At 70.4% G+C, this 17423-nt stretch carries 21 protein-coding genes, 1 tRNA gene and 1 pseudogene; 17 read left to right on the forward strand and 6 right to left on the reverse strand.

Annotated elements, in window-relative coordinates; genetic code table 11:
• Positions 1 to 68 precede the first annotated feature (68 nt).
• Positions 69 to 581, forward strand: a complete 513-nt coding sequence (locus ABT299_RS10865) for a hypothetical protein (protein WP_500250523.1) — start codon at positions 69 to 71, stop codon at positions 579 to 581.
• A 36-nt stretch (positions 582 to 617) separates the two neighbouring features.
• Here the strand turns inward: ABT299_RS10865 and ABT299_RS10870 are convergent, their stop codons facing one another.
• Positions 618 to 1280 (reverse strand): response regulator, encoded by a 663-nt coding sequence (locus tag ABT299_RS10870; protein ID WP_500250524.1) that lies wholly within the window; start codon positions 1278 to 1280, stop codon positions 618 to 620.
• Positions 1277 to 2755, reverse strand: a complete 1479-nt coding sequence (locus ABT299_RS10875) for a HAMP domain-containing sensor histidine kinase (RefSeq protein ID WP_500250525.1) — start codon at positions 2753 to 2755, stop codon at positions 1277 to 1279. Before ABT299_RS10875 ends, ABT299_RS10870 begins: the two co-directional genes overlap by 4 nt.
• Before the next feature lie 109 nt (positions 2756 to 2864).
• Between ABT299_RS10875 and ABT299_RS10880 the strand changes: the two genes are divergently transcribed.
• The 5 genes from ABT299_RS10880 to ABT299_RS10900 are packed head-to-tail and all read left to right on the forward strand — an operon-like array spanning position 2865 to position 6881.
• Positions 2865 to 3374: a hypothetical protein gene (locus ABT299_RS10880; protein WP_500250526.1), complete on the forward strand. Its 510-nt coding sequence runs from the start codon at positions 2865 to 2867 to the stop codon at positions 3372 to 3374.
• 1 nt (position 3375) lies between these two features.
• Positions 3376 to 4473 (forward strand): peptidoglycan-binding protein, encoded by a 1098-nt coding sequence (locus ABT299_RS10885; RefSeq protein ID WP_500250527.1) that lies wholly within the window; start codon positions 3376 to 3378, stop codon positions 4471 to 4473.
• Positions 4460 to 5125 (forward strand): ABC transporter ATP-binding protein, encoded by a 666-nt coding sequence (locus ABT299_RS10890; RefSeq protein WP_387024444.1) that lies wholly within the window; start codon positions 4460 to 4462, stop codon positions 5123 to 5125. Before ABT299_RS10885 ends, ABT299_RS10890 begins: the two co-directional genes overlap by 14 nt.
• Positions 5122 to 6303 carry an ABC transporter permease gene (locus ABT299_RS10895; RefSeq protein ID WP_190850610.1) on the forward strand — a complete coding sequence of 394 codons (1182 nt, stop codon included), beginning with the start codon at positions 5122 to 5124 and terminating at the stop codon, positions 6301 to 6303. Before ABT299_RS10890 ends, ABT299_RS10895 begins: the two co-directional genes overlap by 4 nt.
• Before the next feature lie 47 nt (positions 6304 to 6350).
• Complete coding sequence (locus ABT299_RS10900; protein WP_500250528.1) at positions 6351 to 6881, forward strand: hypothetical protein; 531 nt, start codon at positions 6351 to 6353, stop codon at positions 6879 to 6881.
• A 65-nt stretch (positions 6882 to 6946) separates the two neighbouring features.
• Here ABT299_RS10900 and ABT299_RS10905 read toward each other — a convergent pair whose 3' ends face one another.
• The gene (locus tag ABT299_RS10905; RefSeq protein WP_190850614.1) at positions 6947 to 7534 is read right to left on the reverse strand and encodes a TetR family transcriptional regulator; all 588 of its coding nucleotides are present in this window, start codon (positions 7532 to 7534) and stop codon (positions 6947 to 6949) included.
• Between the two features lie 71 nt (positions 7535 to 7605).
• Here ABT299_RS10905 and ABT299_RS10910 point away from each other — a divergent pair, with 71 nt between their 5' ends.
• The 4 genes from ABT299_RS10910 (at position 7606) to ABT299_RS10925 (ending at position 10563) form a co-directional block, all read left to right on the forward strand.
• Positions 7606 to 8814, forward strand: a complete 1209-nt coding sequence (locus ABT299_RS10910) for a cytochrome P450 (RefSeq protein WP_500250529.1) — start codon at positions 7606 to 7608, stop codon at positions 8812 to 8814.
• A 26-nt stretch (positions 8815 to 8840) separates the two neighbouring features.
• Positions 8841 to 9074, forward strand: coding sequence for a hypothetical protein (locus ABT299_RS10915; protein ID WP_500250530.1), 234 nt, complete (start codon positions 8841 to 8843; stop codon positions 9072 to 9074).
• A gap of 537 nt (positions 9075 to 9611) precedes the next feature.
• The gene (locus ABT299_RS10920) at positions 9612 to 10055 is read left to right on the forward strand and encodes a hypothetical protein (RefSeq protein WP_190850620.1); all 444 of its coding nucleotides are present in this window, start codon (positions 9612 to 9614) and stop codon (positions 10053 to 10055) included.
• Between the two features lie 82 nt (positions 10056 to 10137).
• Positions 10138 to 10563 carry a hypothetical protein gene (locus tag ABT299_RS10925; RefSeq protein ID WP_190850623.1) on the forward strand — a complete coding sequence of 142 codons (426 nt, stop codon included), beginning with the start codon at positions 10138 to 10140 and terminating at the stop codon, positions 10561 to 10563.
• Here the strand turns inward: ABT299_RS10925 and ABT299_RS10930 are convergent, their stop codons facing one another.
• On the reverse strand, positions 10564 to 10947 hold the full coding sequence (locus ABT299_RS10930; protein ID WP_500250531.1) for a GntR family transcriptional regulator: 384 nt from the start codon (positions 10945 to 10947) through the stop codon (positions 10564 to 10566).
• Between ABT299_RS10930 and ABT299_RS10935 the strand changes: the two genes are divergently transcribed.
• The 3 genes from ABT299_RS10935 (at position 10925) to ABT299_RS10945 (ending at position 12317) form a co-directional block, all read left to right on the forward strand.
• Complete coding sequence (locus tag ABT299_RS10935; protein ID WP_500250532.1) at positions 10925 to 11311, forward strand: FtsK/SpoIIIE domain-containing protein; 387 nt, start codon at positions 10925 to 10927, stop codon at positions 11309 to 11311. The two genes, ABT299_RS10930 and ABT299_RS10935, sit on opposite strands and share 23 nt — an antisense overlap.
• Positions 11308 to 11535, forward strand: coding sequence for a hypothetical protein (locus ABT299_RS10940; RefSeq protein ID WP_500250533.1), 228 nt, complete (start codon positions 11308 to 11310; stop codon positions 11533 to 11535). Before ABT299_RS10935 ends, ABT299_RS10940 begins: the two co-directional genes overlap by 4 nt.
• A 416-nt stretch (positions 11536 to 11951) precedes the next feature.
• The gene (locus ABT299_RS10945; protein WP_500250534.1) at positions 11952 to 12317 is read left to right on the forward strand and encodes a tyrosine-type recombinase/integrase; all 366 of its coding nucleotides are present in this window, start codon (positions 11952 to 11954) and stop codon (positions 12315 to 12317) included.
• Between the two features lie 89 nt (positions 12318 to 12406).
• Here ABT299_RS10945 and ABT299_RS10950 read toward each other — a convergent pair.
• Positions 12407 to 12480: transfer RNA gene (locus ABT299_RS10950), tRNA-Gly, on the reverse strand.
• Positions 12481 to 12570: 90 nt separating this feature from the next.
• Here ABT299_RS10950 and dcd point away from each other — a divergent pair.
• The 4 genes and pseudogenes from dcd to ABT299_RS10970 all read left to right on the forward strand — a co-directional run bounded on the left by dcd (position 12571) and on the right by ABT299_RS10970 (position 16500).
• Positions 12571 to 13146 (forward strand): dCTP deaminase, encoded by a 576-nt coding sequence (gene dcd, locus ABT299_RS10955; RefSeq protein WP_190850633.1) that lies wholly within the window; start codon positions 12571 to 12573, stop codon positions 13144 to 13146.
• Between the two features lie 186 nt (positions 13147 to 13332).
• A complete protein-coding gene (locus ABT299_RS10960; RefSeq protein ID WP_190850635.1) occupies positions 13333 to 14610 on the forward strand; it encodes a betaine/proline/choline family ABC transporter ATP-binding protein in 1278 nt (425 codons plus the stop codon).
• A 76-nt stretch (positions 14611 to 14686) separates the two neighbouring features.
• Positions 14687 to 15499 (forward strand): annotated as a pseudogene (locus ABT299_RS10965) (ABC transporter permease); the annotation flags it as partial.
• A 119-nt stretch (positions 15500 to 15618) separates the two neighbouring features.
• Positions 15619 to 16500, forward strand: coding sequence for a glycine betaine ABC transporter substrate-binding protein (locus ABT299_RS10970; RefSeq protein ID WP_500250535.1), 882 nt, complete (start codon positions 15619 to 15621; stop codon positions 16498 to 16500).
• A gap of 149 nt (positions 16501 to 16649) precedes the next feature.
• Here the strand turns inward: ABT299_RS10970 and ABT299_RS10975 are convergent, their stop codons facing one another.
• Positions 16650 to 17417, reverse strand: a complete 768-nt coding sequence (locus ABT299_RS10975) for a ZIP family metal transporter (RefSeq protein WP_387024467.1) — start codon at positions 17415 to 17417, stop codon at positions 16650 to 16652.
• Positions 17418 to 17423 lie beyond the last annotated feature (6 nt).

A 17423-nucleotide genomic window follows, 5' to 3' on the forward strand; every position in this document is an offset into this window, starting at 1 on the left:
AGCACCCCGAGCCTTCGTGAAGTTACGCTGGTTCCAGCTGAGCCGTGAGCGACTGACTTCACGGATATATGGGCGAGGTCGAGCCAGTGGGCAACCAGTTCAATGAGCTGTACATGACGAACAGTGCCACCGATGTCTTCTTCGATGTTCTGACGCTGGCAGGGAGTGCTCTAGCCGTTTCCCCGTGGGAACAGAACCTGGTCCTGTATTTCGCCGACGGGCACCGCCACGACAGAGGATTCTCCGGCTTCGACCTCGAAGAGCTACCCTGGACCGACAACTGCACAGAGGAAAAGGAATTCTTCCTGCGGTTGATCGACACGGCTTTGTCGGGCTATGGCTGGGACCGGCTTGCTTACGAGCCTCCACACGTGAAGAAGGACCTGGCCGCCTTCAAGGCGATGCTCGCTTCCTACATCCCGCAACCGGCCGATTCGAACTATCTGGCCGAACCCACCGTTGGGGTAATTCGCCAACCCGACTGGCGAGTGACGCCGAACCCCGAGCAAGTCTCGCCCTGTCCGAAACATGGAATCTTCAGCGGTGAGCTGGGGTGCCGATTGTGCCCTCCGCCGCCTTGAGCAGCGCGAGAGGTTGATCCGATCCCGAACGCGCGCTTAGGGGTCTTTGTCGGATAGGGCGTCGCGGAGGGGGACCAGGCCCTGCTGGAGCCCGAAGATCGCTGCTTGGGTCCGGTCTTGGAGGCCCAATTTGGCGAGGATGCTGGAGACGTGGGTCTTGACGGTCTGCTCGCCGAGCGCGAGCGCTCTGGCGATCTCCCGGTTGGAGCGCCCTCTGGCCAGCTCGGCGAGCACGTCGCGCTCCCGGGGCGACAGTCCCCGCAGCGGGCCGGCCGGTTCGTCCTCGCGCAGCTTCCGCACGAGGAGCGCCGCCACCCCGGAGTCCAGCACGCTGCCGCCGGCCGCGGCGGCCCTGACGGCCTCCACGACCCGATCGACCGCGGTGGTCTTCGGCAGGTAGGAGGACGCGCCGGCGCGTACGGCGTCCACCGCCTGGTCCGCGGCCAGGAAGGAGGTCAGCACGATGACGGCGGGTCCGGAATCCTCGTTCCGGAGGGCGTGCAGGACGCCCAGCCCGTCCAGGCCCGGCATCACCAGGTCCAGGAGCACCACGTCGGGCCGCTGCGCCTGGATCGCCTCGATCGCGGACTGCCCGTCCGGGCACTCGCCGGTGACCGTGATGTCGGGCTCCTGCTCGAGCACGAACCGCAGCCCCTGCCGTACCACCTCGTGGTCGTCGACGATGAGCACCCTGATCATGCCGGGATCCGCACCTGGATGGTCGTGCCCTCTTCGGGCGCGCTCGCCACCTCGAAGGTGCCGCCCAGTTCGGTGACCCTCTCGCGCATCAGCGCCATCCCCATCCCGTGCCGCCCCGCGGTTCCGGCCGGCGGGAAGCCCCGCCCGTCGTCGCTGATCAGGACCATGATCTGCCCTCCGGCCTTGGTCACGCGGAGCTCGATCCGGTCCGGTTCGGCATGCCGGGCCGCGTTGCCGAGCGCCTCCTGGACCACCCGGAGCACCGCCAGCTCGACCGCCGGGGGCAGTTCCGGCGCGTCGATCGTCGCGCTGATCCGGATCCCCAGCCGCACCTCGTAGGCTTGGCAGAGGTCCTTCAGGGTCGCCGCCAGCCCGGCCTCTTCCAGCGCGACGGGCCGCAGCTCCAGCAGCATGGCACGCATCTCCCGCATCGTGCGTTCCAGCGTCTGCTCCATCGATTCGGCCTGCCGTCGCAGGTGCGATCCGGCCGGCAGCGCGCGGCGCAGACCGCCGGCCAGCAGGTTGGCCGAGAACAGGTCCTGGGACACCGAGTCGTGCAGGTCCCGGGCGATCCGGTTGCGCTCGTCACGCCGCGCGGTCACGACGGCCGCCTCGCGCTCCGCCCGGACGGCGAGTTCCAGCCGTTCGGCCATGCGGTTGAAGGCCTGCTCCAGCCGGCCCACCTCGTCGCCGCCCGACACCGGGATCCGCGAGCGCAGGTCGCCGTCCGCCATCACCGCGGTGCCGGCGGCCAGCCGCCGGATCCGGCCGATCAGGCGGCGGGTGCTGAGCAGCCCGAACACCCCGCCCGCCGGAACCAGCATGGCCAGCATGATCAGCCCGGGCAGCAGCATGCTGCCGGTGCCGGGGGCCTTCCGTGTCGCGGCGGCGGCTCTCTTGGAGCCGGTGTCCGGACCGCTCAAGCCGCCCGGGGCCAGCCTGACGTAGGCGATCGCGAAGGTCCGCCTGCTCCCGCCGGCCGTCGTGGTCGTCACCGGACTCGTCGCCCAGGCCGCACCGCCGCCCAACGAGGTGACCTGGTGGGTCGCGGTGACGGCGGCGCGGGGCAGCGTCGAGCCGATCGGCATGACCCGTGGAGCGGTCGTCGTCACCACCCGGCCGTCCAGCCCGGCCAGCGCTTCGACCAGCTCCGGCACCGGGGCCGCGGCGGTACGGCCGAAGCCGGCCTTGGCCGCGGCCGCGAGGAGCACCCGGTCGGAGAGCGAGCCCCGCCCCGCGGCGGCCGCGCTGGCCACGGCGGCGTCCTGGTCGACGATCGAGCCGCTCTTGACCACGCCCGCCTGGACGTCGGCCTGGACCACCCGTGCGTTGGCCTGTTTCACCTGGTGGCGGGCGTTGGCCATGCGCGGGACGAAGTAGGCCAGCACGACCGCTTCGACGATGAGTACGGCCGCCGCGGAGACGGCGACGTACGACGCCCCCATCCGGATTCTCAATCCGAATCTGGACAGCATGGGTTCAGCGTAGGCCGGGTGATCCGTCCGCGGGGTCCCTCGAACGGTGGTGCGTTCACTCCTCTTTTGGGGGATCTGCCCGGCCGCGAGCGTCGCCAGATTGGACGGCATGACTCCACGAAGCGCGTGTGCGGGGCTGACGCTGGCCCTGCTGCTCACCGGATGCGGAGGACACGGCCCGCAGGCCAAGCCCACGTCGAAGTCGAGCGCCGGCGCCGGCGCCGCGATGCTCCGGCTCGCCCAGTGCGCCAGGGCCCACGGCCTGCCCAACTTCCCCGACCCGGTCCAGAATCCCGACGGAACATGGACCTTCCCGTCCACGGGAGGCGGCCAGCGGCTGCCCGCCGCGTGCGCCTCGCTCAAGGCCCAGGCGCCCCACGGCGCCCAGCCGACCCCGGTTTCCAGCGCCGACCTGGCCAAGCTGCGGCAGTTCGCCGCATGCCTGCGCCGGTCGGGCATTCCGGACTGGCCGGACCCCGATACCGACGGCTCCTTCACGCTTCCCTCCCGCCTCGAAGGCATGGGCAAGAGAGCACTGGTCGCGAAGCTGAACCCGTGCAAGCGGTACGGCCCGTCCGGGCGCATCCGTTTCAAGACCCCGCCCGGCGGAGGCCAGTGACATGCGCCGGCTCCTGATCCTCTCCGGCGTCGCACTGGCCGGGCTGTCCGGCGCCGCGAGCTGGACGGTCCTGGACGGCCGCGGTCACGCGGCCGGCGGGCCCGACACCGGCACCATCCGGACCGGCACCGCCGCCGTCGTCCGGACCGATGTCGCGCAGCGCCAGATGCTGAACGGCAAGCTGGGCTACGCGGGCACCTACCAGCTGCAGGCCACCGGATCCGGCGTGGTCACGAAGCTGCCGCCGGTCGGCCGCCGGATCCGGCGCGGGGACGCCGCCTACGAGATCGACGGTACGAAGGTCCCGCTGATGTACGGGACGCGCCCGGTCTGGAGGGCCTTCGAGGTGGGGATGACCGACGGCTCGGACGTCCGGCAACTGGAGACCAACCTCGCCGCCCTCGGCTACGGCGACGGCCTCACCGTCGATGACCACTACTCGTCCGCCACCTACTGGGCCGTCTGGCGCTGGCAGGAGGACCGGCACCTGCCCGAGACGGGCACCGTGCCGCTCGGCCAGATCGTGTTCGCCCCCGGCCCGGTCCGGATATCCGCGCTCGACGTCGCGACCGGCACCAGGGTCCAGGCCGGGCATCCCGTCGAGCACGGCACCACTCCGCGGCAGGCGGTCACCGTGCAGCTCTCGCCGACCGACCTGCCGAACGTGAAGATCGGCGATCCGGTCGTGGTGACGCTGCCCGACCAGACGACCCGGCGGGGCCGGGTCTCCGCGATCGGCACGGTCGCGACGGCCCCGCCCTCCACCGGCGACGGCGGAGGCAACGGGGGCGACACGCCCGAGCAGTCGACGGCCCCGGTCACGGTCACCGTCGACGGGACCATCCACGGCCTGCTCGACCAGGCGTCGGTCCAGGTATCGATCATCGCGCAGCAGGACCGCGGGGTGCTGGCCGTACCGACCACGGCACTGCGCCCGCTGCCCGGCGGCGCCTACGAGGTCATCGTCGTGAGCGGTGCCCTGCGGCGCCATGTCCCGGTCAGGACCGGGCTGTTCGACGAGAGCGCCGCGCTGGTCGAGGTCAGCGGCGCGGGGCTCGCGGAGGGACAGCGCGTGGAGGTGCCCGATGACGGTTCTTGAGCTGACCGACGTCCGCAAGACCTACGCCGGGGAACCGCCGGTCGAGGCCGTACGGGGCGTGAGCCTGGCGGTGGAGCCCGGCGACATGCTCGCCGTCCGCGGCGCCTCCGGATCGGGCAAGTCCACGCTGCTGCAGCTCATGGCGGGACTGGACCGGCCTACCAGCGGTTCGGTACGGCTCGCGGGCGAGTCGGTGCCGGCCATGTCCGATCGGGCGCTGGCGGGGCTGCGCGCGCATCGGGTCGGTGTGGTGTTCCAGCAGTTCTTCCTGCTGGACGCTCTGTCCGCGTTGGAGAACGTCGCGTCCGGGCTCCTGTACCGCGGGACCCCGGCCCGAGAACGCCGTCGCCTGGCGCGGGCGGCACTGGAGCGCGTCGGCCTCGGGCACCGGACCGGCCACCACGCGGGCAAACTCTCCGGCGGCGAACGGCAGCGGGTGGCCATCGCCCGGGCGGTCGTCGGCCGCCCGGCGATCGTGTTCGCCGACGAACCCACCGGCAACCTCGACAGCGCCACCGGCGCCGGGATCCTGAACCTGATCAAAGAGCTCAATGCCGAAGGCACCACCCTGGTCATCGTCACCCACGAGGAGGCCGTCGCGCGGGCGTGCCGCAGCCGGATCGAGATGCGCGACGGGGTGCTGGTCGCATGAGGAGCACCTTGCGGTTCGCCGACCTGCTGCCCACCGGGACCCTGGGACTGCGCTCCCGGCGGATCAGGGCGGTCCTGTCGGGCCTCGGCATCGCGATCGGCATCGCCTCGATCGTCGCGGTGCTCGGCGTCACCCGATCCAGCCAGTCGAACCTGCTGGCCCGCATCGACCGGCTCGGCACCAACATGCTGACCGTGGTCGACGGGCACACCATCGGCGGCACCGAGGCCGAACTGCCCGCCACGGCCGCCCCGATGATCCGGCAGGTCCCCAACGTCCTGTCGGTCGCGCCGACCGCCCAGGTCACCACGGCCGGGGTCTACCGCAACGACCACGTCCCGACCGGGCAGACCGGCGGACGGGCGGTACGCGCCTGCGACGCCTCGCTGCTGACCACCCTGGACGGTTCGCTGCTGACCGGCCGGTTCCTCACCTCGGCGCCGTACCCGGTCACCGTGCTCGGCTACGACGCCGCCAGCACGTTGGGCGTGCGGACCGTCGGCCCCACGGTCCGGGTCTGGCTGGGCGGGCACTGGTTCACCGTCGCCGGGATCCTTCGGCCGCTGCCGCTGGCCCCGGAGATCGACCGTTCCGCGCTGGTGTCGTTCGCGGCCGCCGGGGACGTGCTCGGATACGACGGGCATCCCAGCCGCGTCTACCTGCGCGCCCAGAAGGACCACGTCCCGGACGTGGCCGACCTCCTGGCCCCCGCCGCCAATCCGGCCAACCCCGATCAGGTCGAGGTGAGCCGGCCGTCCGACGCGCTCACCGCGCAACTGGCGGTGAAGGCGTCCGGGCAGGCGCTGTTCCTCGGGCTGGGCGCGATCGCCCTGCTCGTGGGGGCGATCGGGATCGCCAACGTCATGGTCATCTCGGTCCTCGAACGGCGCTCGGAGATCGGGCTGCGCCGGGCACTGGGCGCCGCGCGCGCACACGTCGCGGCGCAGTTCCTCACCGAGTCGCTGGTGCTGTCGGCCTTCGGCGGCGCGACCGGGCTGGCCATCGGGACCGCGATCACCACGGGCCTCGCCTACGAACGCCACTGGGCCGTGTCGATACCGGCGCAGGCGCTGTGGGGCGGGCTGCTGCTGGCCCTCGCCACCGGCGCGATCGCCGGGCTCTACCCGGCACTGCGCGCCGCGCGGATGTCCCCGACCGAGGCCCTCCGAAGTGTCTAGCCGCCAGCGCGCAGCGCGCGCCCCACGCTTGCATAGGCTCTGACCCCATGGCGAGGCTCGACACCGCACGGGTGGTCCAGTCCCTGGCGTCCTCTTGGGCGGACGGGTTGCTGGACAACGACAGTTGGCCGGAGATCGCGAGGATCCTGCTGGCCCTGGGCTGCGACTGGCCGGCCGCCACTGAGCTCGCCGCGATGCCCGTCACCTCGGAAACAGCCGTCCTCGACGCCGTCAAGCGGCTCGCGGAGCAGACCGGCCGGGAGATGGGGGACCTGCCGGCGCTGGACTTCTGGGACGCCGTCTGCGGCCTGGTCGCCCGAGCCTGGCGGTTCGGAGTGTTCGACGAAATCGACGCGGTCTACCAAATGAACAGCCTGTGGTGGCAGATCCGACGTCTGGACAGGTCCCACAGCCAGGGACTCCAGCTCATCTGGCAGGGCATGGGACTCAAGGAGATGCACGACCATCTGGACGTCACCGATGAGGCGGCCGCCATGCTCACCGAGGCCGATCGACTCGTCCCGGCCGATTCGGTGAACGGCCCCCTCTGCGAGACCGTGCTGCACGCCGTCGGCTGACAGCCCCGGGTCCGTCCACGATGAGCACTCCGACCTGGGGACGCGGCTCCGCTTGATCGCCGGTGTCAGCGGAAGATGAGGCGGGCGGCGGTGGCGATGTTGTCGCGTGTCTCCTGGGTGCCGGCGCGGGTGGTGGTGAGGTCCAGGAGGCAGGCGAGCAGGACATGGCCGAGAGTGAGGGCCTTTCCCTCGGTGTCGTCCCAGGCGGGGTCGCTCAGGGCGGCACGGATGAGGGCGGTGAACAGTTCGCGCCAGATCGCCAGGCCGCCGCCGCTGATGTCGGGTGAGCTGACCGCGCTCATCACCGCCGACAACAGCGGCAACTCGGCGGCGGCCCAGTCGATGAGGTCGGCGAATCCCGCGGCCACGCGCTCGGGCACGGTGCCGGTGTAGGCGGCGGCGGTCAGGCCGGCGATGGACTGCTGCGACCAGTCGATCATCAGGTGCAGCAGCAGATGGTCCTTGGAGGGGAAGTAGCGGTAGACCGTGGCCGGGGTGGTGCCCGCTCGCTCGGCGACCGCCCGGATCGTGGTGGCCGGGTAGCCGCCGCCGCAGGCCAGCTCGCGGGCGGCAGACAGGATCTTCTCCCGCCGGGCCCGCTCGGACTCCTTCAGCGGCCGGTTCACGCTGAGCGTGGAACGGCCGCGTTCCACGGCCGGCAACGGATTGTCCAACACCGATCAGCCCTTCCCCGCAGACGATAACGTGAACTATAACGTGTTATATGAAGGCTCCTGTGGTCTCCGAGGACCTGTTCTCCCCCGAAGCGCTGGCCGACCCCTACCCCCGGTACCAGCGGCTGCGTGAGCGCGGCCCGGTGCACCTGCTGCCCGACCTGGGACTGCACCTGGTGGTGGCGCACGAGCAGGTCCTGCGGGCGCTGGAGGATCCGGCGGTGTTCTCCAGCAACCTGGCCGGGCTGCTGGCCGCCGGCCCCGGCGGGACCGACTTCGTGGACATGGGCGGCGCGGCCGTCGATGTGCTGGCGACCGTCGACCCGCCCCGCCACACCGGCCAGCGCGCCACCGTCGCCCCGGCGTTCACCCGACGCACGGTCGCCGAGCTGAGCGGACGGATCCAGGACCTGCTGCACCCGCGGGTGACCGCCCTGGCCCGCCGCGGCGGCGGAGACTGGATGGCCGAGGTCGCCGCCCCCGTCCCGGTGCTGGTGATCAGCCGGATCCTCGGGCTGCCCGAATCCGACGCCGACCGGATCACCGCCTGGTCGGACGCCGCGATCGAGCTGCTCAGCGGCCTGGCCGGCCCCGACCGGATGATGCACCTGGCCGAGCAGATCCTCCAGGTGATGCGCTACCTCGACGAGCAGCTCACCCGCGCCGCCGCCCGCCCCTGCGGCGGCCTGCTCGACACCCTCGCCCAAGACCACACCCTCACCCGGGACGAACGCGTCCAGATGGCGCTCCAACTGGTCACCGCCGGCAGCGAATCGACCACCAGCCTGCTGGGCGCCGCCGCCCGCACCCTCGCCGACGACCCCGCCCTGGCCGACCGGCTCCGCGACGACCCCGACCGGATCGAGGCGTTCGTGGAAGAGACACTGCGGCTGCACAGCCCGTTCCGCGGCCACTTCCGCGTCACCACCCGCGACACCGAACTCGGCGGCGTGCACCTTCCCGCCCGCTCCCGCCTGATGCTGCTGTGGGGCGCGGTCAACCGCGACCCCGCCGCCTTCCCCGCCCCCCACGCCCTCGACCTGCACCGGCCCGCGATCAAATCGCACACCGCGTTCGGCCGCGGCATCCACTTCTGTATCGGCGCCCACCTGGCCCGCCTGGAAGCCGTCCTGGCCGTGCGCGCCCTCCTGGACCAGGGCGCCTTCCACACCACCTCACCCGCCCAGTACGTGCCCAGCCTCATGATCCGCCGCCTCACCCACCTCAACCTGGTCTTCGCCCCCCGCAACGCCGGCTGATCCCCGCCACTGCCAGGGGCATAGGTGTGACGGGACACTCCTGTTCCCATGACCTTCGGCACACCGGCAACCACCTCGCGGCCGACATGGACGTCCCGACCAAGAACCTGATGGCGCGCAGGGGCCATGACAAAGAGCGGGCGGCGCCGCGCTACCAACACAGGTCGGCCAAGGGTGACCGCATCATCGCCGATGGCCTCGATGCGCTCGTCCGCGCGAAACTTGGGAATCAAGCCGATCCGCGCCGTCATAGCGGCTGACCTGGCCTTCGCTCGTACCGCAGGTGTCCGCTGTTGCCCCTTGATCACCCTGGCCAATTGCACGCCACCATAGCCGCTGAGCTGTGCGTCTCGGCCTGCTCGGGACGGCGACAGCACCCGGATCATCCGAGGGCAAGTGGACCCGGAGCGCAGGGCCGGCTGGCCACGGCCCGAGCACCGGAAGCCGCGCGGCGGCGATCGCCCCAACCACGCAACCCGCCTCAGCCACGCAATGGCGATCGTAGGGCTGAGTCGCAGAGCGATTCATGACGAGTCTCACGAGCAAGATCCACACGCGTCCAGGCTCGTCCGCGCGAATGGCGGGACGGTGTGACAGACCGTTACACGCGAACGAGTGCCCTGGCTCGCGGGGTCCAGGGGCGGCGAAGCCCCCTGGTTCGAGCTTGACCAGCCCACAGGCCAATGGGCCGGAACCATGCCGACTACGGCCCCCAAAGCGATGGCCTGCCTTGTGGTCCCCGCCCTCATATCGCATGGGCGATTACGGTCTCCACCGGGTGAGCACTCCGAAAGGCTGTGGGCACCACCATGGCCGACTGCGGATCATCGATGTCGCCGACGCCGCGCCGTGGCCTCGCGGACCTGATCGAACGTCTGGACCGGCTTGATCGTTCTCGGGTACGAGGCGGCGTGATCCATGACAACCTTGAGCACGTGACCATCGGTAGCGCGATCTTCTGGGGTCTCCTTCTCGGCGGATGGCAGCTTCTGGTGCACGACGCTAGAACCCGCCTGTTCTACATCTGCGTGTTCGGCGTCCTGTTCCTAGTTTCACTGGGCTGGGCGGTCTTCGACGCGTCCGGCGATGGGTTCGACCCGGACTTGGCGACGGGAGCGCTCCACTTCGGCATCGCCACGGCGGTGGTGGTCGCCTTTACACCGCTTAGCCGACGCAAGAGGGCCGCGCAGGAAAGGGACGCAGAGACTGTCGCCGGAAAACACTGGCAAGACCTGCCCTGAGCTGCTGGCTCAACCTGGGCGGACGGGCGACGCGGCGCGGCGGGACCGGACCCCGCGGCTAATTAGCGCCTAGGCTGGGCCGATGCCCAGACTGGCTTCCGTTCTCGCCCTGGCATTCTCCGCCCTCCTGCCACTCACCGGGTGCCGACTTGCGGACGTGCAGCCGGAGGTCGAAAGGTCGGAGCTGATCGGGGTCTGGAAGTCCGATCGGGGCGGCGTCATCGACTTCCGGACCGACGGTACTTTCACCGCCCAGAACGTCACCTTCCCCGACCAGTGCAAGGTGACCGGCGGTGAATACGCAGACCGTTACCGCGTGTCCGGCACCGGTACCTGGGTGGTGGGCAATCACAGTGACGAGCCCTACGGCGCGGTGATGGAATTCCACCCGAAGGGCGACCGCCCGATGACGGGCAGCTGCACGGTTTGGGCGCCCCTGGTCCCCGAGGACCACTCGACCATGCACCTGATGTACGACAGCACCGACGAACCTTATCGCCGCGGTTAATTAGAGGTTCCTCGTCCGCTCGTCTATCTCGTCGAGCCTGGCGCTCTGGCGCCGTAGGTGCTCGCGGATCTCTTGGAGCTGGGCCCAGAGGAGTGCGAACTCTTCGGTTGGCCCCTCGGCCTCGTCCTGAGGCTGCTCCGGGGGTTCAACCTGTTCTGGGCGGTCCGTCACGATGCTCGGCGTGCCCTGCCTGCTCATGATGAGGCCCTCTTCGCGCAGGACGGATAGCGCGCGCTCGACCGTGGCGCCGGCCGCACCGAACCGCTCCCCCAACTTCGCTATGGAGGGCAGGGCCTCTCCTGCCGCGTTCCGCCCTGCGGCGATGTCCTCGCGCAGCTCGTCAGCGATGCGGACGTAGACCTTGCGCCGGCCGGCGCTGGCCATCAACCGCAAAGAGTCCGTCGACCTGCTGTCTGACCTCGTCGGCGAGGTCGAGAACCGGATGGCGCTGTGCCGTGGGCACGGTGCCCGCAACGTCTGGACGCTCCCTGAGGCGCTGCGGCCGGTGCTGGTGGTGGACGAGGTTGCCGAGCTGTTCCTGATGGCCGACAAGTTCGAGAAAGAGGAGGTGTCGCGGACGGCTACCGCGCTGCTGCGGGTGGCGCAGCTCGGCCGGGCGTTCGCGGTCTACCTGATCGTCTGCGGACAGCGCATCGGCTCCGACCTCGGACCCGGCGTCACCGCCCTGCGCGCTCAGCACTCCCGCCGGGGTGCCACCGCCTCAACGACCCCGAGACCGCGAACATGACCCTCGGCGACCTCGACCCGGCCGCCCTCGATGCCGCCCGCGCCATCCCCGCCGAGACTCCCGGCGTGTGCATCGTCGCCGGCCAAGACGGCGCCTGGCACCGCGCCCGCTCGGTCTACGTCCCCGAACACGCGGCCGAACACGCGGCCCGTGAGTACGCGCACCTGACGCCGGACTGGGAAACGCTCATCGGCTCCGTCCCGGTCATCTTCCCCGCCGCCTAGGCGCCCCTCCTTCTCTCTTCCGGCTCGGCGTGAGCCCTGATCCGCGCCACGTCCCTACCCGACCCATGCCCGAAACCGCCTCTGGAGGCTGCTCGATGACTGCTCGCATCCGCGTCCTTCTTCCCCGTCCTCGCGCGCCCGGTTCGTCGTCGTCCCGTCCCCGTCCTCCGGCTCGTCCTCGCCGTCCTCGCCGTCCTCGGTGTCGTCGTGGGACGTGCGGCCGGTCGGCGTCGAGTGGGACGAGCTCCTGTCCCTGCACGTCGTCCGCTGCCAGTGCTGCGCCGACTCGTTCGCCTCGTCCCGACCCGGTGAGGTCGACGACTGGGCCGACACCCACCCTGCGACCCCGAGATGGCCGCGCTGCTCGCGCTCGTCGACGTTCGGCGGGCCGCCCGATGCGGCGCATCCTCGCAGCGGTGGCCGAGAAGGGTGGCGATGCCCTCGTCTTCACGGGCATCAAGGGCGGGCCGCTGCGGCGTAGCGGCTTCAACAAGGTCACGCGATGGAAGCCGGTGGTCGAGGCGCCCGGCGTCCCGAACCTGCACTTCCATGACCTTCGACACACCGGCAACACCCTCGCGGCCGACATGGGCGTCTCGCTCCGGAACCTGATGGCGCGCATGGGCCATGACAACGAGCGGGCGGCGCTGCGCTACCAGCACCGGTCCAACAGCGCTGACCGCGCCATCGCGGACGGGCTCAACGCGCTCGTCCAGGCCGGCCAGAAGCGGGACGGCGACGATGACGACGGGGCGGCCGGATCGCTGGTGCCGGTGGCGTAATTGCACGCTAATTGCACGGCGCCTCTCTGAGGCCCCTACAAAGATCAAGGCCCGGGTCGGGATTCATGTCCTGACCTGGGCCTTCGTCGTGGAGCGGGTGACGGGAATCGAACCCGCGCTGTCAGCTTGGGAAGCTGAAGTTCTACCATTGAACTACACCCGCGTGGCGGGTGGTGGGGCCGCCCGCGCTTGGACATCGTACCGGAAAGTCGGGTGCGGCGTGGCGGGGGTGCGGGTGGGATAGCTTTTCGGGGTGCTGCTCTCCGATCGCGACATCAGGTCCGAGCTCGAGACCGGACGGGTGAAGATCGACCCGTACGAGCCGGGCATGGTCCAGCCGTCCAGCGTGGACGTGCGACTGGACCGGTACTTCCGGGTGTTCGAGAACCACCGGTACCCGCACATCGATCCGGCTGTGGAGCAGCCGGACCTGACGCGGCTGGTGGAGGTGGACGCCGAGGAGGCGTTCGTGCTGCATCCCGGGGAGTTCGTGCTGGCCTCCACCTACGAGGTGTTCGGGCTGCCCGACGACCTGGCCGCGCGGCTGGAGGGCAAGTCCAGCCTGGGGCGGCTGGGGCTGCTGACGCACTCGACGGCGGGCTGGATCGACCCGGGGTTCAGCGGGCACGTGACGCTGGAGCTGTCGAACGTGGCGACGCTGCCGATCAAGCTGTGGCCGGGGATGAAGATCGGCCAGATGTGCCTGTTCAGGACCAGTTCGCCGGCGGAGTACCCGTACGGGTCGGAGCGCTACGGGTCGCGGTACCAGGACCAGCGGGGGCCCACGCCGTCGCGGTCGTATCTGAACTTCCACCGGACGAAGGTGTGACGCCCGGCACGTGACACAGATCACCCAAAGATGAAACATCTTCTCGGGACGGGTAGTTTCGAGCGACGCACAGCCTTGGCACCTGGTTGACAGCCTCTTTTGCCTGAGGTGGGTCGACGGGTGCCTGACGGATGAGGGCTACCCGTTTCCGCGCCGCCCCCGGGTGTGGGAACACGGAAGGAGATCGTGTCCATACTCCGCGCGGAAAGCGTCACGAAGCTGTTCGGCCGGAAGGCGGCCGAGGCGCAACGAAAACTCAAGGCGGGCGCGGACCTGAAGGACGTCCGCGCACTGGGCGTCACCCCCGCCGTCGTGGACGCCACGTTCGAGGTCGAGCAGGGCGAGATCTTCGTGGTGATGGGCCTGTCGGGCTCCGGTAAGTCCACGTTGATCCGGATGTTGAACGGCTTGCTGGAGGCCACCTCCGGGACCGTCGAGATCGATGGCCAGGATATCGCGAAGCTGTCGCCGAAGGCGCTGCGAACGCTCCGGCAGAACAAGATCTCCATGGTCTTCCAGCACTTCGCGCTCTTCCCCCACCGGTCCGTCCTGGCCAACGCCGCGTACGGGCTGGAGGTCCGCGGCGTCGCCAAGGAGGAACGAGAGAGCAAGGCCCGGGAGTTCCTGGGGCTCGTCGGGCTCGCGGGCTGGGAGGACAAGCTCCCCGGCCAACTGTCCGGCGGCATGCAGCAGCGGGTCGGGCTGGCCCGCGCGCTGGCGGCGGGCACCGACATCATCCTGATGGACGAGGCGTTCAGCGCGCTGGACCCGCTGATCCGCCGCGAGGTGCAGGACCTGCTGCTGGACCTGCAAGGGCGGTTCGGCAAGACGATCGTGTTCATCACGCACGACCTGAACGAGGCCATGCGCATCGGCGACCGCATCGCGGTGATGCGGGAGGGCCGGATCGTGCAGATCGGGACGGCCGAGGAGATCCTGACGGACCCGGCGAACGACTACGTCGCCCAGTTCGTCGCGGACGTGGACCGGACCCGGGTGCTGACGGCGTCGTCGGTGATGGAGAAGCCGCTGGTCACCGTGCTGTCGTCGACGGGGCCGCGGACGGCCCTGCGGACGATGCGCGAGCACCAGACCGACGCGGCGTTCGTCGTCGGCCGGGACCGGAGGCTGATCGGCAAGGTGAAGGCCGCGGCGGTCGCGGACGCGGTGCAGGAGAACGTCCAGAAGCTGGACGGCCTGATCGACCCGGAGGACCTGGACCCGGTGGCGCCGGACACCCCGGTCGCCGACCTGTTCCAGCGGTGCGCGGAGAGCGACCTGCCGGTGCCGGTGGCGGACGAGGCCGGGACGCTGCTCGGGGTGATCCCGCGGGTGACGCTGCTGGCGGCGCTCGGCGCGATCAGCACGCATGTGGACGAGGTCGTCGAGTCGTCCGGCGAGGACGCCGCTGACGGCGCGGAGCCGGCTCTCGCGCTGACGAAGGAGGGTTCCGTTGACGACTGACGTGCTCGCGAGCGAGGTGCCCCGGGTGCACGTCGGCGACTGGTTCTCCGACCTGGTCGACTGGTGCACCACCAATCTGGGCTGGCTGTTCGACGGGATCGGCTCGGCCATCACGTGGGCGGTCGACAACCTGACGGACCTGCTGAACCTGCTGCCGCCGGTCGGGCTGGCGGTGGTGCTGGCGGTGATCGCGGTGGTGCTGAGCGGCTGGAAGCTCAGCGTCTTCACGCTGCTGGGCTTCGGGCTGATCGACAGCATGGAGCTGTGGGACCCGGCCATGGACACGCTGGCGCAGGTGCTGGTGGCCGCGGTGATCGGGGTGGTGATCTCGATACCGATCGGCATCGCGGCGGGCCGCAGCGCCGTGGTGAGCCGGATCGTCCGCCCGGTCCTGGACTTCATGCAGACGATGCCGGCGTTCGTCTACCTGATCCCGACGATCTTCTTCTTCCACATCGGCGTCGTGCCGGGCGTGGTGGCGACGGTGATCTTCTCGCTGCCGCCGGGGGTGCGGCTGACGGAGCTCGGCATCCGCGGCGTGGACCCGGAGATGGTCGAGGCGGGCGAGGCGTTCGGTACGCCGCCGATGCGGGTGCTGACCCGGATCCAGATCCCCCTCGCCATGCCGTCGATCATGGCGGGCGTCAACCAGCTGATCATGCTGTCGCTGTCGATGGTGGTCATCGCGGGCATGGTCGGTTCGGACGGCCTGGGCGGCGTGGTGCTGGAGGGCATCCAGCGGCTGGACATCTCCAAGGGCTTCGAGGGCGGCCTCGGCGTGGTCGTCCTGGCCATCTACCTGGACCGCCTCACCGGCGCGCTGGGCAGCGAGCGCCCGAGCGGGCTGCGCACGCTCTGGGCGCGCAGGGTGGCCGACCCCGTCGGCTGACCCCGTCGGCTGACCCCGGTCGGCCGACCTCCATGGGCTGACCACCATGGGCGACCGCGCGGGGCGACCCCCGCGCACACGATCTTTCCACCCCCTGCAAGGCGACGAAAGGAAGGGCATTGCGTCCCAAGTTCAAGGTTCTGGCCGCGGCGGCGATGGCGCTGGCGCTCGGCGCGACGGCGAGCGCCTGCAACAGTTCGGACGACAAGAAGAACAGCAAGGATCTGACGCTCGGCGTCGTGTCCGGCTGGGCGGAGGGCGAGGCCGCCACCGCCCTCTGGAAGAAGATGCTGACCGACAAGGGCTACAAGGTCACGGTCAAGGAGCTCGACACCGGCCCCCTGTACGCGGGCATGGCGCAGGGGGACGTGGACCTCTACGTCGACTCGTGGCTGCCGAACACCCACGAGGACTACTGGAAGCAGTACGGCGACAAGCTGGAGAAGATCGGCATCTGGTACCCGTCGGCGCCGCTGACGATCGCCGTGCCGGACTACTCGCCGCTGCACTCGCTGGCGGACCTCAAGGGCAAGGGCTCGCAGTACGGCGGCAAGATCATCGGGATCGAGAAGAGCTCCGGGCTGTACCGGGTGTCGCAGACGAAGATGCTGCCCGCCTACGGCCTGGACAAGGAGTACACGGTCACGACGTCGTCGACGGCGGCGATGCTGGCCGAGCTGCAGAAGGCGGTCAGCGCCCACAAGGACATCGTCGTCACGCTGTGGCGCCCGCACTGGGCGTACTCGAAGTTCCCGATCCGGGACCTTCAGGACCCGAAGGGCGCGATGGGCAAGCCGGACGGCGTGAACACCGTCGCGCGCAAGGGCTTCGGCAAGGACCAGCCGCAGGTGGCCGCCTGGCTGAAGAAGTTCAAGATGGACGACAAGCAGCTGGGCTCGCTGGAGGACCTCATCGCGAACCAGTACAAGGGCAAGCCGGACCAGGCGGTGGACGCGTGGCTGAAGGCGAACCCGGGCTTCGAGCAGTCCATGACGGGCTGATGCGTCGTCCCGTCCCGGAGGGAACGTTCCAGCGTTCCTGAAGGCGTCAGGGGGCCGTCCGGAGATACCGGACGGCCCTCTGCCTTTTCCGGGTCGTTCTGGACCCTTTCAGGACGTTCTGAAGGGCGCCGCGTCCCGCGCGGCCCCGGTCAGCCCGCCAGACCGACGCTGAAGACGACCACGACCAGGCCGAGGCCGGTGGCGCACAGCGTCATCACGCGCGGGTGGCCGCTGTGCGCCTCCGGCAGGATCTCGGCGGCGGACAGGTACAGCAGGACGCCGGCGAACAGCCCGAGGTAGGGCCCGAGGACGCCCTCCGGGACCGTCCCGATCAGAGTGAGCGCGGCCCCGGCGACGGGCGCGACGGCGTCCGCTACCAGCAGCGCGAGTGCGGGACGGCGGTCCCGGCCGCCGAGCGAGGCCGCGGTGAAGGTGTTGAAGCCGTCCGCGAAGTCGTGGGTGATGACGGCGAGCGCGACGAACGCGCCGGTCTGCGTGCCGGACTGGAAGCCGAGCCCGATGCTGAGGCCGTCCACCAGGCTGTGCCCGACGAGCGCGCACGCGGCGAGCAGCCCGGCGCCGCCCGCGCCGTCGCGGTGGCCGTGGCCGTGCGCGTGGCCGTGCGCGTGGACGTGCGGGGCGTACTCGCCCTCGTGGGCGCGGTGGATCGCGACGGACTGCTCGACCACGTGCAGCAGCAGGAACCCGACGGCGAAGCCGATCATCGGGGCGGGGACGCCGAACGGCCGGTTCCGGGACAGCTCCAGCGACTCGGGGATCAGGTCGAACGCGACGACGCCGAGCATCAGGCCGCCGGCGAGGCCGAGGACGAGGTGCCGCTTGTCCCGCACCCGCATCGCCGCGAGCCCGCCGGCGAGCGTCATGAGGAATGCCAGGGCGGACACGAGCACGGCCATCCCCTG

The organism is Spirillospora sp. NPDC000708, from assembly GCF_040299565.1.
Taxonomy (GTDB): domain Bacteria; phylum Actinomycetota; class Actinomycetes; order Streptosporangiales; family Streptosporangiaceae; genus Spirillospora.

Coding starts and splice junctions, on each gene's coding strand:
- ABT299_RS10880 (WP_500250526.1), top strand. CDS start 2,865: ATGACTCCACGAAGCGCGTGTGCGGGGCTGACGCTGGCCCTGCTGCTC.
- ABT299_RS10925 (WP_190850623.1), top strand. CDS start 10,138: ATGCCCAGACTGGCTTCCGTTCTCGCCCTGGCATTCTCCGCCCTCCTG.
- ABT299_RS10975 (WP_387024467.1), bottom strand. CDS start 17,417: ATGGCCGTGCTCGTGTCCGCCCTGGCATTCCTCATGACGCTCGCCGGC.
- ABT299_RS10930 (WP_500250531.1), bottom strand. CDS start 10,947: ATGGCCAGCGCCGGCCGGCGCAAGGTCTACGTCCGCATCGCTGACGAG.
- ABT299_RS10885 (WP_500250527.1), top strand. CDS start 3,376: ATGCGCCGGCTCCTGATCCTCTCCGGCGTCGCACTGGCCGGGCTGTCC.
- ABT299_RS10870 (WP_500250524.1), bottom strand. CDS start 1,280: ATGATCAGGGTGCTCATCGTCGACGACCACGAGGTGGTACGGCAGGGG.
- ABT299_RS10900 (WP_500250528.1), top strand. CDS start 6,351: ATGGCGAGGCTCGACACCGCACGGGTGGTCCAGTCCCTGGCGTCCTCT.
- ABT299_RS10865 (WP_500250523.1), top strand. CDS start 69: ATGGGCGAGGTCGAGCCAGTGGGCAACCAGTTCAATGAGCTGTACATG.
- ABT299_RS10910 (WP_500250529.1), top strand. CDS start 7,606: ATGAAGGCTCCTGTGGTCTCCGAGGACCTGTTCTCCCCCGAAGCGCTG.
- ABT299_RS10940 (WP_500250533.1), top strand. CDS start 11,308: ATGACCCTCGGCGACCTCGACCCGGCCGCCCTCGATGCCGCCCGCGCC.
- ABT299_RS10890 (WP_387024444.1), top strand. CDS start 4,460: ATGACGGTTCTTGAGCTGACCGACGTCCGCAAGACCTACGCCGGGGAA.
- ABT299_RS10895 (WP_190850610.1), top strand. CDS start 5,122: ATGAGGAGCACCTTGCGGTTCGCCGACCTGCTGCCCACCGGGACCCTG.
- ABT299_RS10875 (WP_500250525.1), bottom strand. CDS start 2,755: ATGCTGTCCAGATTCGGATTGAGAATCCGGATGGGGGCGTCGTACGTC.